General features: G+C 58.8%; 10 protein-coding genes. 7 read left to right on the forward strand and 3 right to left on the reverse strand.

The genetic code is table 11. The features are described 5' to 3' along the window. The first annotated feature begins 95 nt into the window (after positions 1 to 95). Together E4M07_RS14860 and E4M07_RS14865 are read left to right on the forward strand one after the other, a co-directional pair. On the forward strand, positions 96 to 1,082 hold the full coding sequence (locus E4M07_RS14860; protein WP_169054225.1) for an AraC family transcriptional regulator: 987 nt from the start codon (positions 96 to 98) through the stop codon (positions 1,080 to 1,082). Positions 1,083 to 1,602: 520 nt separating this feature from the next. After that, the gene (locus E4M07_RS14865) at positions 1,603 to 2,022 is read left to right on the forward strand and encodes a MucR family transcriptional regulator (protein WP_136659117.1); all 420 of its coding nucleotides are present in this window, start codon (positions 1,603 to 1,605) and stop codon (positions 2,020 to 2,022) included. A gap of 168 nt (positions 2,023 to 2,190) precedes the next feature. Here the strand turns inward: E4M07_RS14865 and E4M07_RS14870 are convergent, their stop codons facing one another. Beyond that, positions 2,191 to 3,279 carry a Glu/Leu/Phe/Val dehydrogenase dimerization domain-containing protein gene (locus E4M07_RS14870; protein WP_246660461.1) on the reverse strand — a complete coding sequence of 363 codons (1,089 nt, stop codon included), beginning with the start codon at positions 3,277 to 3,279 and terminating at the stop codon, positions 2,191 to 2,193. 259 nt (positions 3,280 to 3,538) lie between these two features. Beyond that, positions 3,539 to 4,243, reverse strand: coding sequence for an SH3 domain-containing protein (locus tag E4M07_RS14875; RefSeq protein ID WP_136659118.1), 705 nt, complete (start codon positions 4,241 to 4,243; stop codon positions 3,539 to 3,541). A gap of 247 nt (positions 4,244 to 4,490) precedes the next feature. Between E4M07_RS14875 and E4M07_RS14880 the strand changes: the two genes are divergently transcribed. Next, the gene (locus tag E4M07_RS14880) at positions 4,491 to 5,612 is read left to right on the forward strand and encodes an AI-2E family transporter (RefSeq protein WP_136659119.1); all 1,122 of its coding nucleotides are present in this window, start codon (positions 4,491 to 4,493) and stop codon (positions 5,610 to 5,612) included. Positions 5,613 to 5,632: 20 nt separating this feature from the next. On the opposite strand, the gene E4M07_RS14885 is transcribed toward E4M07_RS14880, so the two are convergent. After that, positions 5,633 to 7,309, reverse strand: a complete 1,677-nt coding sequence (locus tag E4M07_RS14885; RefSeq protein WP_136659120.1) for an adenylate/guanylate cyclase domain-containing protein — start codon at positions 7,307 to 7,309, stop codon at positions 5,633 to 5,635. A gap of 289 nt (positions 7,310 to 7,598) precedes the next feature. On the opposite strand from E4M07_RS14885, the gene E4M07_RS14890 reads away from it, so the two are divergent. The 4 genes from E4M07_RS14890 (at position 7,599) to E4M07_RS14905 (ending at position 12,985) form a co-directional block, all read left to right on the forward strand. Further along, positions 7,599 to 7,850 carry a hypothetical protein gene (locus E4M07_RS14890; RefSeq protein WP_136659121.1) on the forward strand — a complete coding sequence of 84 codons (252 nt, stop codon included), beginning with the start codon at positions 7,599 to 7,601 and terminating at the stop codon, positions 7,848 to 7,850. A gap of 297 nt (positions 7,851 to 8,147) precedes the next feature. After that, positions 8,148 to 8,894 (forward strand): DUF2306 domain-containing protein, encoded by a 747-nt coding sequence (locus E4M07_RS14895; RefSeq protein WP_136659122.1) that lies wholly within the window; start codon positions 8,148 to 8,150, stop codon positions 8,892 to 8,894. A 355-nt stretch (positions 8,895 to 9,249) separates the two neighbouring features. Continuing rightward, positions 9,250 to 12,543 carry an adenylate/guanylate cyclase domain-containing protein gene (locus tag E4M07_RS14900; RefSeq protein ID WP_136659123.1) on the forward strand — a complete coding sequence of 1,098 codons (3,294 nt, stop codon included), beginning with the start codon at positions 9,250 to 9,252 and terminating at the stop codon, positions 12,541 to 12,543. 175 nt (positions 12,544 to 12,718) lie between these two features. Beyond that, on the forward strand, positions 12,719 to 12,985 hold the full coding sequence (locus E4M07_RS14905) for a DUF2306 domain-containing protein (protein WP_136659124.1): 267 nt from the start codon (positions 12,719 to 12,721) through the stop codon (positions 12,983 to 12,985). Positions 12,986 to 13,014: the final 29 nt, after the last annotated feature.

Below are 13,014 nucleotides of genomic sequence, written 5' to 3' on the forward strand. Positions count from 1 at the left end.
TGACAGTATCCAGATGTATTTTAAGCTTGAAGGATGGAGCCGGTCCGCTGCGCTGTCTATCCGTTTTGCGCAAAAACCGACCGGAATGCGATGCCATGACGCCGCTCTCGCAACACGCACTGTTCCGGACCAGTGATCCCGATCATGCCCGCGAGCTGGTCGCGCGGAAGTTCTGCGGCCATCGTCTCGAGCCCCTGGCCGAACGCGATGCCTTCGATGCCCGCCACCATTTCGCGCGCGGCGCGATGCTCGCCATCAACTACATGCAATACGGGGCGACGGTCCTGATCGATCCCGGGGAACTGCGGGATTTCTACCTGATCCAGATACCGGTTGCCGGCGGCGCGCAGATCGCCAACGGCAGCGTGGTGTTCGATTCCGACACCGAAAACGGCACGATCCTCAATCCGGACCGCAAGACCCGCATGGTCTGGCATGCCGGATGCGAACAGTACCTCATCTATATCGCCCGGGACGTGCTGACCGCGTTCGCCGAACAGCTGATCGGACGGTATCTGACGAAGCCGCTGGTTTTCGATCCGCATATCGATTTCGGGCGAAGAGGCGCACGAAACTGGCGCAGGAAAGTGATGGCGATTTACGCGGCCGCCGACGACGGCAGCCTGTTCACCGCCGATGCGCGGCAATCACAGCGCATGCTCGAAGAGCAGTTGCTTGCCACGTTCCTCGAGATTCAGCCGAGCAACATCAGTCACTTCCTGGAGCGTGCCCCTGCGTCCCTGGCGCCCGGCTACGTGACGCGTGCGCGGCGCTACATCGTCGAAAACGCGCAGCGCCCGATCGCGCTGAGCGACATCGCGGCGGCTGCGGATGTCTCCGTGCGGGCGCTGCAATACGAGTTCATGAAAAGCCTGTCGATGAGTCCCATGCAGGCGCTGCGAAAAGAACGGCTGATGCGGATCAGGCAGGAGCTCGGATCCGGTCACTGCGACGGCACGGTCGCTTGTGTCGCGGCAAAATGGGGAATGCCGCATTTCGGCAGGTTCTCGCGGTACTACGCCAGTGAATTCGGCGAGTTGCCTAGCAATACAATACGGACCTCCAAACTACTAAAACAGTAGAAACAAACGGGCACGCGTCTCATTTCTGATGCGGTCCGGAAATTTGCGACCACGCGCGAAACATCGAAACGGCCGCGTGGTTCAACTTCATCTTGTGTATCCAGGTCTATATTGCCATTACAGCGGGAAAACACGGTTTCACTCGCAAAACCTGTGGAATTTTGGTAAAATTGCGGGTGTGAAAAATCGTCAGAAATCTGTCAAATACGGCATGACATATATTTTTGACATTGATATTGCACCGCAATAAGGCGATTTTCGGCACGATTACAGCATTTTTGACAGTTATGTACACATTGCGTGCTCATCCGGATGCCTGAGATATATCTCAAAGCATTCAAAAATTTAAATATCGGAAATATTGAATAGTAATCGACTTCGAGTAAACATTTATTATATTGATAAGTTACTTCTAATCTTATAATCAGGAACTCGCTATTCACTTTCTCGAGCGCACACAGTGCTATGACGGTAAACGTGAATAGCGGATAACAAACTAACAAGAATTCCGAGGCGCAAAATGGATGAAACTATGGAACAGGGCCGCGAAGACCGGCTCGTTGAACTAACCGCAGATGTTGTTGCGGCCTATGTCAGCAACAATGTCGTCCAGACAAGCGATCTTCCGCATCTTATCGCTGAAGTGCATTCCGCTCTGGGATCCACCACGACGAGTGAGGAAACCAAAGTCGATACACAGCAGAAGCCTGCCGTGAACATCAGGAAATCGCTACAGGAAAATCAGATTACCTGTCTGGAATGCGGTCTGAAGTTCAAGTCGCTGAAACGCCACCTGATGACCTATCATGGTCTGACGCCTGAGGCGTATCGCGCAAAGTGGAACCTTCCGGCCAGCTATCCGATGGTGGCGCCCGCATATGCGGAAAAGCGTTCGAAGCTCGCCAAGGATATGAAACTCGGCCACAAGCGCGGCAAATGACCGTTGTTGTCGCTCCGTGAGGGCCGGGCGGTCCTTCCGTTGCGACACGGGTGGCATTGAAGCCCGCATTCGGGTTTCAAGACGATCACAAAGGAAACGGGCGCCTCAAGCGCCCGTTTTCCTTTGGTTGCCGGTTCGTGGGACAGGAGACGACGCGCGCCGCTGCTTCTATGAACGACCCTGCCTGTCTGCGGCCGACAGCCGCTCCTCTGCGATCCGGTCCGCCACCGTTGCCGTGGGAGCATTTTCCGCCTGCGCCCGCAGGAAGATCTCGGTGAGCGTGTCGCCAATGTCGCGCACGTCTGCCTCCAGAACGTCGTCTTCCACGTCGTGCCGCGCCAGGGCGATCACGCCGCCGGCATTGATGACATAGTCCGGCGCATAAAGAATACCGCGCTGGGCGAGGGCCTCGCCGTCGGACGGCTCGGCAAGCTGATTGTTGGCGGAACCCGCGATGATCGGCGCTCCGAGTTCAGGAATGGTGTCGCTGTTGATCCCGGCGCCCATCGCGCAGGGCGCGAAGACGTCGGCTTCCACCTTGTGGGCGTCGTTCGTGTCGACGGATTTTGCCCCGAAGGCCGAGACGGCACGGCCAACCGCGCTCTGGTTGATGTCGGAAACGACCAGGTCCGCGCCCGCGTCATGCAGGAAGCGCGCCAGCGTGAAGCCGACATTTCCGAGCCCTTGCACCGAAACCGTGCGACCGTGAAGATCGGACGAGCCGTAGAGGTGTTTGAGCGCCGACTGAATACCGCAATAGACGCCGAGCGCGGTGTAAGGGGAGGGATCGCCCCTGTGTGTTTTCGACGTGCCGCGCACATGCTCGGTGGCTCCGCCGATCGCTTCCATGTCCGCGGGCGTCATGCCGACATCCTCGCCGGTAATGTAAAGGCCCCCCAGGGCATCGACCTTCTTGCCGAAGGCGTGCATCAGTTCGGGGGACTTGTCCTTCTTCGGATCGGCGATGATGACGGCCTTGCCGCCGCCATAATCGAGGCCGGCCATGGCGTTCTTGTAGGTCATGCCGCGCGACAGGCGCAGCGCATCGGTGAGCGCTTCCTCGGTGTTCTGGTAGGGCCACATCCGGCAACCGCCCAGCGCCGGGCCAAGACGCGTGTCGTGGATCGCGATGACCGTGTAAAGGCCGGTCCTGGCGTCATGGCCGAAGACGATCTTTTCGTGGCCGTCGAATTCCGGATGGTCGAATCCGGACATATTCATGCTGCCTGCTTCTTTGCTTTTCGAAGTGATTTCCATCGATAATCTCCCGGAAAATCTACACGATACCGGCGTCAGATTACGGAGCCGCCGAACCGAATCGGCGTTTACTGGTTCTATTTTATATGATCCTTGGCCCGTTGGATTTAAAGCGTCGGATACACACAGTTATTTGATCGCTGTTGCACGTGCAAAAGCAAAATACCCCGCCCGAATCAGCGACTTATGCGGGCCGATGAGCACTGAATCAGCCAACGGCGGACGTGCGGTCCGCCATTGGCTGAGGTTGGGCGACTGGTCAGCCTCTGCGGTTGTTGCGCTGACCAAGTCCCTGCCGCGGCTGGATGCCCCTTTGTTGACCCATACGAGGCTGCGTTGCTTGAGGCTGCCTCGGTTGCACGGGCTGTACGGCCTGCGGCCGGCGCGGCAGTATCGGCTGCACCGCTTGCGGCGGACGCGGGTTGGCCTGCGGCGGGCGCGGCGGACGGGGGTTGGCCTGCGGCGGACGCGGCGGCTGGATGGGCTGCACCATCTGCGGCGGGCGCGGATTGGCGTGCGGCGGACGCGGCGGGCGCGGGTTGGCCTGCGGCGGACGCGGCGGCGGCCTGTAGTAGCGGTTCCAGTTCGCGTACCAGGGACGCCCGTAATAGTAACGGTCCCAATAGGCACGGTTAAAGACAACGACCGTGATGCCGACTGACGGGGCAATTGCCGGGGTTATGATGCGCGGCTGGCCCTGATAGGTGACCTGGATATAGGATGCGGACATCCATCCGCGTTCCGTACCCCAGGAAACGTCGCACCAGTTGTAGCCATCCAGGCAACCATATGTCGTGATCGGTGTCCCGTTGGGCACGGTGACAAGGATCGGATAGGCGGTGCCCGGACCCGCACGCAAATTGACATTTGCGGTGGTGTAGCTGGATGTTGCGGCCTGTGCGGCGCCCACTATTGTGGTAGCACCGACGATGGCGACAAGACCCGTAAGTATCCGTTTTATCATGGTTCGTTCGATCCATTGGTTGATGTTTCGGGTTTCATGCCGCGCATGTCGTGACCAATTGTGGCAGCCACAAGTACGACTTTCGCAGTAGAGATGAATTCGCCGTGACCGGTTCTCATTGTCCGCTGTGCCGGACGAGACCGCCCACAGGAGACAATGCCTTCAATCCCGATAAGACTTGCCAAACGATGCTATTCGCTGAACACTTCGGCGCGCACCGGTGGGCGGCGGCAGATTGGAATCAAGAATGAACAACCGATTTAGCAACCTTGTCTACGGCCTTGCATTCGCGATCATGGTCGGCTTTGTCCTGCGGATCGGCAAGCCCATATTCATACCGGTGATTGCGGGCATCATATCCGTCTACGTCCTGAGCACCGTGGCAACGAGCCTGGGCAGGGTCCCAATCATCGGCTCATGGATTCCGCTCTGGCTGCGCCATATCGCAGCGCTGCTTGTTTTCATTTTTCTTGGTTTTCTGCTGGTTCTGCTTTTTGCAGATAACGTACAGCGGGTGATCGCGCTGGCACCGCAATATCAGGCCACGCTGCTCGCTTTTGCCGGTGACATCGCCAAAATGCTGGGTGTCGAGGACGAACCCACATGGGGCACGATACGCAATCTGTTTCTCGGCGAAATTGACCTTCAAAGGCTCATTGGCACAACCGTGACATCGGTGACCGTGCTTGGCGGACAGCTTTTCGTTGTCATTTTATATGCCAGTTTTCTCATGGCCGAACGCCTGCATTTCAGCCGGAAGATCATTCTCGCCACGACAACGCAGCAGGATGCCAAGCGCATCATGGAAGTCGTCGGCAACGTCAACGAACGCATCGGCAACTACCTGACCGTCAAAACGCTGGTCAATGTGCTTCTGGGGCTGATCAGCTATGTGTGCATGCGCCTCATCGGGGTCGATTTCGCCGGCTTTTTTGCCGTGCTGATCGGCGTCCTGAACTACATCCCCTATGTCGGATCGTTAGTTGGCGTGGCCTTTCCGGTTCTTTTGACGGCGGCCCAGTTCGGCTCGATTGAGCCAATCCTGATCGTTTTGATCAGCCTGACGGCCTCGCAGATGTTCATGGGCGGTGTCGTCGAACCACGGCTCCTCGGACGGTCGATGAACCTGAGCCCGTTCGTGGTGCTGATCTCGCTGACGGTCTGGTATGCGCTGTGGGGGATCGGCGGCGCGATCCTCGCGGTGCCGATGACGTCGGTCGTCGTCATTATCCTGGCGGAATTCAGCCCGACCCGGCCGATCGCCATCCTGCTCTCCCAGAGCGGGAATTTCGGCAGCAACAGGGGAACGGCCGATGCCGCAGGCAGTGGGCAAAAACGACAGCCTGCGGCTCCGAACCAGGGCGTGTAATCATCAACGGCTGGCCGTGGTCATTCCGGCAGGCCGGCCTTTCGCAGCCCGTCGAAGTAGCGTTCACCGCCAGCCGAGCCGCCGTAGTCGTTCATGGCCTTCCAGGAGGAGATCGTTCGGTCCGGCACCAGTTCCCGATAGGCGGACAATGCGGCAGCGGCCTTTTCAGGTTGGCCGGAATTCGCATAGGCCGCTGCCAATACCGAATAGAGCGATGCATATGTGCTGGACAGTTCGAGCCCCTCATTGGCCATCCTGATGGCTGTGGCATCGTCGCCCAACTGGAGGGATGCAATCGCTGCTCCACCTTTAGCCGGCGCTGAAAACGGATGGGCCTTGCCGAAACGTTCGAATTTTCTGAAGCAGTCCAGGGCGGTCGAGGTCTCCCCGCACCAAAGCGAGCACCATGCCGCATAATGCAGGACGTTCGCATCCGACGCCGACACGCGCAGTGCATCTGCAATCGCGTTGCGCAATGGCGCTGCATCCGAACTCGATTTGAAATTGGCGAGTGCGATTCCGATACCGAGAACAGGACTGCGGCCGGTCAGACGACTGCCGCGGGCGACCCAATCGGGGAAATACTTCTCGTAGAAAGGCAAAACACTCTTGAGGCCGATTGACATCCCCGCATAGGTCGTCCAGATCGCCTCACCATAAGCGTCCGCCAGATCCGCGTCCTTTTCGATCGCCTGCACATAGCTGGACAGCGAGTCCGCAAACGACTGTGAATCGCCCAGCCGAAGTTGCATGAAACCCTGGACCAGACATTCCTCCGCCGTCCGGTCTTCCAGTCGGATGCGCGACATGCGATCTCTCTCGGCGTCCAGCAACCTGGTGATGACCTCAAACGCCACCGCCTCGGCCGTGCCGTCCTGCCAGTCGAAACTATTCGCCAGATCCCCATCGAACTTGCCGGCCCAGATCTGCGTGCCGCCCGGCTCGAACAATCGAGCTTCCAGCCGCAGGCGGTCGCCACGGCTTCGCAGCGCGCTTTTCAGTACGTAGCCTCGTGCTTGCTGCCGCTCACTTACCGCAACGACCAGCCAGCGCACAGCAGCCAGAGTCGCGTCCAGATCGCCCGTCAGACCTTCCGCCAGTTCGCGGACATCTGTCCGTTCGTCTGAAGTTGCGACAGGCAGAATCGCGAGATGCGGATAGCCGGTGGAGCGGCCGCGCATCGGGACGTTCGAAGCCTCCGACGGCGCCGTCGCCTTTGTCCACACACGCATCGGCTTGGCTACGTTCTTTAACGTTTGCTCGCCAGCATCGACAAAGGATGGGGTGAGGGTGCCGTCCAGGCCCGAATAGGCCGGGTCCGAGACGGCGATACCACCGGGCTCGGCCAAAGCCTCCAGCCTCGCGGCGACGTTAACGCCGTCGCCGAATATGTCCTCATCCTCATGAACCACATCGCCTATATGCACCCCGATTCGCAGTGCGATGAGTGGATGCCCGGTCAGACGGTCCTGCACTTGCACGGCGCAATTCACCGCCTCGACGACGGAGCTGAATACCACCAGCCACCCATCACCCATCGATTTGACGATTTTGCCGTGATGCCCGGCGACCGTCGGTCCGAACACCTCTGTGCGAAATGCGCGCAAGGCGGCGAGCGCGCCGGCCTCATCGGCGCCAATCATGCGCGTATAACCCACAACGTCGGCTGCAAGGACCGCTGCCAAGCGACGTTCCATATGTGACCTCAGGGACGATGCTTTTCGACCGCAACTTTATCACCGATATACAATAGCCATTCGGCCATGACCACCTGCCGCGTTGGAGCGGATGCTCTGATCAATGGTGGCCGAACAACGGCTTCGACTCATTTGCGACCCCTGCCAAGGACGCTTTCAGTTCCGTGGCGACGAGAGCGCCATGCCGCCTCGGGGCTCATGACCACAATTCGCATCGGCGCGACGCTTTCTCGCCGGGGCACCGGCTGGACACTTTCCCCATCTTCGGCTTTTGCATAGTCTCACTCCCATGCTTTTCGAACTCACATTCATCGATTGGGTCGGCATCGTCGGTTCGTTTGTAATCGCCGGCGCCTATCTCGCCGTTTCGCGCGTATGGGTCAGTGCGGAACGTCCCGCGTTTCATCTGATCAATCTGGGAGGCGCGCTGATGATACTGGTTTCGCTTTGGTACCGCCCGAACGCGGGCGCGATTTTGATCGAGCTTTTATGGATAGGGATCGCGTTACTCTCATTGCTGCGCTGGGCGCGCAGGCGATAGCGATGAGGACGGGAAGGGAGCTATCCGATTGGCTCCGGCAACAATCGGTGACGTGCTTCCGGACGTCCGCTTCGGGTCCGGAGCCGATATTCGCTGCGGTTGATCCAGACGCCGTTCATGCCAAGAGACGGAACGCCAATCACGAGCACACCAAGGACAGTTGAGCCTACGCAGAGCCTGCCGTCGTGACCGGCAAGTGATCGCCGGTTGCGGCCGTATAGGAGAGTGCCGGCCCGGCGGGGCCTGATTGACGAATTTTACCCGTTTCCGTAAACTGCAATCCCTGGGGGTGGGGAAATGACTGCGGGTGGAATTCTCGCAAAATTCGTTCCGACGATTGCATCCGAACGACGCTGGATCCGTACATTAAACTGGATGTTCCTCTTCGGCGCCGCGTTTGTCGTGGTCGGGATTTTCGTGCTCTCAGCGGCGCCGTTCGAGGCCTATCTCGACGGCGCATCGGCAACCGACAGGGCGCTGACGCACCGGCTTCGCAACAACGCCGATCGCGCCGGCATCTTTTTCATTCACATCTATACGGGAACGACCGCGCTGGCGCTCGGGACCCTGCAAATCTACAAGCCGTTGCGGTCGGCGCATCCCAACCTGCATCGCTGGCTCGGCCGTCTTTACGTCGTACTCGTCATGATCTCTGCCGGAGCGTCGCTTTGGCTCTCGCCGCGCCTGTCGGTGTTCGGCACGGAATTCATCCGCCAACTTGGAGCGGTGCTTTGGGCGACATTCACCATCCTCGGCGTGATCGCCATTCGCAATTCCGACGTGGCGAGCCATCGGCGATGGATGGCCCGAAGTTATGCCTTCGCGTATATGGGAATTACATTCCTCTTTCTCAGCGCCATTCGCAAACTCTCGGGGATGCCGCTTGAGTACGGATATCCCATGGTCGTCCATTTGAGCTTTCTGCTGAATTTGGCGGTATGTGAACTGATCCTTCGCAGATCCAAATTCCAGGCATCGAAGCCGGGTGTAAGCGATCCTCGCGGGCTCAACACCACCGGGCTTGAAGCGACCAGAGGCAGTTAACTTACTCGAGCGGCACGGCCGCGTTGGCGAAATACAGCCATCGCAGCGCCGAAACCGTTGGCACCGAAGGGGCTCGTACCCGCATGAAAAATCAACGCCGCATACATCCAGCAGATTCTCTGCTTTGCGAACACTGAGTGGAAGCCGGAATTAGTGCCATCCCGCATGTAGAATGATCACGGGTGGGAAATGGTTTCGGGTACAAGAAACATCATGCATCCGACATCGTTGACGGCGTCTCCCACAGTGGATTTGGCAACAATGGCTAAACGATCGAAGCCTCCATACAAATCGCCTATTCGCTTGAATAACGCCGACTGCCGCGCCTATAGTCGCGCCACGGACAAGGAAGCAAATGACCGACATCGGCGACTGGCTTGAAGCTCTGGGGCTCGGGAAATATGTTGCAAACTTCGCTGAAAGCGAAGTCGAACTTTCGGATCTTGCGGAACTGAGCGATGAGGATCTGATCGAGATCGGATTGCCTCTTGGTCCCCGGCGCCGCATTCTCAAAGCGTTGCGGTCCGACGCCAGTCAACCCGCCGCTCCTGCTGAAGTTGCCGAGAGCGACCCCGAGGCACCGGATCGTCCGACCGTGGCCGAGCGGCGTCAACTCACCGTCATGTTTTGCGATCTGGTCGGATCGACTGAGCTTTCAACACGTCTGGATCCTGAAGAATACCGCGAAACGATGCGCGCCTACCAGGACATGTGTGCTGGTGTCATCACCCGATATGACGGCTATGTGGCCAAATTCATGGGAGACGGCGTTCTGGCTTATTTCGGCTGGCCGCGCGGGCACGAGAATGATGCGGAACGGGCGCTTAGCGCCGGACTCGGGCTTGCACGAAACGTCGGTACAATCTCGGCACCCGGTCTGCAGAATGGCTCATTGAAAGTTCGGATTGGCGTGGCGACCGGCCCCGTTGTCGTCGGCGATATCATCGGCGAAGGCGCCGCTCAGGAGGCGGCGGTCACGGGCGAAACGCCGAACCTGGCGGCGCGACTGCAGGAACTTGCGCCGCCGAATTCCGTTGTGGTTTCGCACAACACACAGGCTTTGGCCGGCGGCCTTTTCGATTATGAACCCATGGGGGAAGTGTCGCTGAAAGGCATCCCCCAGCCCGTTGATGCCTTCAGGGTTACCGGTGAACGAGCGATTGAGAGCAGGTTTGAGGCCCGAAGCGCCGAAATTCTGCCAATGGTCGGGCGCGATCAGGAACTGGCTTTGTTGCTGGAGCGATGGGCGAAGGTTGAAGGCGGGGAGGGGCAGGGTGTTCTACTGGTCGGGGAAGCCGGAATCGGCAAATCGCGCATCGTTCGCGGTTTGATCGATGGTCTGTCCGATCGGGCCTACACGCGCATCCATTACCAGTGTTCGCCGCTTCATACAGGCAGCGCTCTTTGGCCGGCGATCCAGCAATTGCGGTTTGCCGCGAGCATGCTGCCTACCGATTCACAGAGCGATCAGAAGCAGAAGCTGCGTAATTTCCTGAATTCGTCGAACGGCAGCGCCGATGATCTTGCTCTGGTGGCGGAGTTGATCGGGGTGCAGGAGTCGGAGGACCTCCCATTCCTCGAACTGCCGCCCCAGATCAGACGTTCCAGAACGCTCGAGATGCTCCTGGGGTTGTTGACGAAACAATCGCGGATACGGCCGGTTCTCTTCGTTATGGAAGATGTTCATTGGATCGATCCGACGACGCTTGAGCTGCTCGAACTCTGTCTGGATACCATTGCGGAGACATCGGTGATGATGCTGATGACCAGCCGCCCGGACAATCAGCCCGAACTTGCGGCTCACCCCTATGTCACGCGTCTGACGCTCAACCGGCTTGGGCGATCCGGATTACACGAAATCGTCGCACGCCTGGGCGGCGGAAATCTGCCTGTTGAAAGCGTTAATGAGATACTGGCCCGAACGGATGGTGTCCCGTTGTATGTGGAGGAACTGACCAAAGCGGTTCTGGAGACGGGCGAGACTGCCATTCCAGCCTCATTGCATGACTCGCTGATGTCGCGGCTGGACAGGTTTCCGGATGTCAAGGAAGTTGCCCAGACCGCAGCCTGTATCGGACGAGAATTCGATCTTGTTTTGCTGCAGCAAATAGTCGACGGCACCGACGTAGAGCTGGATGAAGCGCTTCAGGAACTGGTGGCGGCACAGCTTGTCTTCCGTCGCGGAACCGCGTCCTCGGGCGGCTATATCTTCAAGCATGCGCTGGTTCGGGACGCGGCCTATGAAAGCATGCTGAAAAAGCGCCGGCAGGCGATCCACACCCGGCTGGTGAATGTCCTGGAACGGCAGGATGACGCAACTCAGGAAGTGGTTGCGCGCCATGCAGAAGCCGCAGGGCTGATGGAGTCGGCAATCGAACACTGGGCCCTTGCGGCCGCGCAGTCGATGAAGCGACCCGCCTACAAGGAAGCGATCGCCAGCTATCAGTCGGCGATCGCCTTGTGCCGCAATCAAGGGGATGACATCAAATGGAAGCGCCGCGAACTGGAATTGCAGGTGGAAGTGGGGCAGGCGCTGATCGCCAACCTCGGCTATCAGGCGCCGGCGACCGTCGAGGCATTCGAGTCCGCTTTGCTCCTTGCCGACCGCATTGATGATCCGGAACGCCTTGTCCGGTCGATTTTTGGGCTGTGGGCCGCCAGATACATCTGCAATGTTCCATCCTACGAGCTGGCTGACCGGATGGCTGCGGCGACAAATGTCGATATTGATCGCGGTGCAAAATGTGTGTCCTACCGCATGCTGGCTCTCGAGAATTTCCATATGGCCCAATACCGCAATTCCCTCGATCTGGTTGGGAAGGCCCTGGAAATCTATAATGAAGAAGAGGATCGGGATCTGGCGCTACGCTATGGGCATGATCCGCGGGTCGCGGCCACGAACTACAAGGCATGGAATCTCTGGTATCTCGGCTTTCCCGTTCAGGCAAAGGCGGCTGCCGAGCAATCTTTGACCTGGGCGCTGGAGCGCGATCACCCCAATACCATTGGACTTTCCCAGTGTTTTGGTGTGTGCCTGACGAACATTTGGCTCGGCGATACAGACCGCGTGGCCAGGGCCGCCAAAGACGTTCTGGTCCTTGCTGAAGAAAAATCCCTCGAGCTGTGGAATGCCTGGGGACGGATTTATCGTGGCTGGGCGCGCTTCCAGGGCAATCAAAATGAAGGCTTCGATGATCTTGCGGCCGGCCTTGAATTCAGCGCACGAATTGGCGCCGTCCGGCTGGAGCCCTTCCACTTCGGCCTGGCAGCACAGATGTATTCGAAAATCGGTCAGCACGACGAGGCGGACCACTTCATTCAAAAGGCGTTTTCATCGCAGGAGCTCCGCAATGACGTCCCCTTCGAGGCAGAACTTCATCGACTGCGGGCCGCCGTTTCCCTCAACCGCAACGCAAGGATAACGGATGCGGTCGAACATGACCTGCTGCGCGCTCTGGAGGTAGCAAAGAGCCAGAACGCCCTTTCGCTGGAGTTGCGGGCATCACGCGACCTGGCGCTGATCCGGGTGCAAGGCGGCGATCGGCCAGGGGCTTATGATCTGCTATCCGGCGTTCGTCGGAGATTTACCGAGGGCGATGACATGCCCGAGTTGAGGCTGGTGGATTCCATATTAGCCGATTTGCAGTGATCCGTTGAATCCACCGCTCAAAGCGGTCCTCGCCAATCTTGCATTCGCGTATTGCAGGCTGCTCGGAGGTCTTGAGTGATGTGGTCGGTACCCGGGTTGGCCGGGGTGCGCGCGCGGCCCGGTCCGGCGCAGTAGCAGCGCACAGCCAGCGCAGACCGCCGCAAACACCAGCACCATCTCCGCCGGAGCGTCGCTTTGGCTCTCGCCGCGCCTGTTGGTGTTCGGCACGGAATTCATCCGCCAACTTGGAGCGGTGCTTTGGGCGACATTCACGATCCTCGGCGTGATCGCCATTCGCAATTCCGACGTGGCGAGCCATCGGCGCTGGATGGCCCGCAGTTACGCCTTCGCGCATATCGGAATAACGTTCCTCTTTCTCAGCGCCATTCGCAAACTCTCGGGGATGCCGCTTGAGTACGGATATCCATGGTCGTCCATTTGAGCTTTCTGCTGAATATGGCGGTATGTGAA

It is taken from the genome of Nitratireductor sp. XY-223 (assembly GCF_004959855.1).
Taxonomy (GTDB): Bacteria; Pseudomonadota; Alphaproteobacteria; order Rhizobiales; family Rhizobiaceae; genus Hoeflea_A.

What these genes read in the sequence shown, in the direction of transcription:
- E4M07_RS14860 (WP_169054225.1), top strand. Translation starts at nt 96, where the DNA reads ATGACGCCGCTCTCGCAACACGCACTGTTCCGGACCAGTGATCCCGAT.
- E4M07_RS14865 (WP_136659117.1), top strand. Translation starts at nt 1,603, where the DNA reads ATGGATGAAACTATGGAACAGGGCCGCGAAGACCGGCTCGTTGAACTA.
- E4M07_RS14870 (WP_246660461.1), bottom strand. Translation starts at nt 3,279, where the DNA reads ATGGAAATCACTTCGAAAAGCAAAGAAGCAGGCAGCATGAATATGTCC.
- E4M07_RS14875 (WP_136659118.1), bottom strand. Translation starts at nt 4,243, where the DNA reads ATGATAAAACGGATACTTACGGGTCTTGTCGCCATCGTCGGTGCTACC.
- E4M07_RS14880 (WP_136659119.1), top strand. Translation starts at nt 4,491, where the DNA reads ATGAACAACCGATTTAGCAACCTTGTCTACGGCCTTGCATTCGCGATC.
- E4M07_RS14885 (WP_136659120.1), bottom strand. Translation starts at nt 7,309, where the DNA reads ATGGAACGTCGCTTGGCAGCGGTCCTTGCAGCCGACGTTGTGGGTTAT.
- E4M07_RS14890 (WP_136659121.1), top strand. Translation starts at nt 7,599, where the DNA reads ATGCTTTTCGAACTCACATTCATCGATTGGGTCGGCATCGTCGGTTCG.
- E4M07_RS14895 (WP_136659122.1), top strand. Translation starts at nt 8,148, where the DNA reads ATGACTGCGGGTGGAATTCTCGCAAAATTCGTTCCGACGATTGCATCC.
- E4M07_RS14900 (WP_136659123.1), top strand. Translation starts at nt 9,250, where the DNA reads ATGACCGACATCGGCGACTGGCTTGAAGCTCTGGGGCTCGGGAAATAT.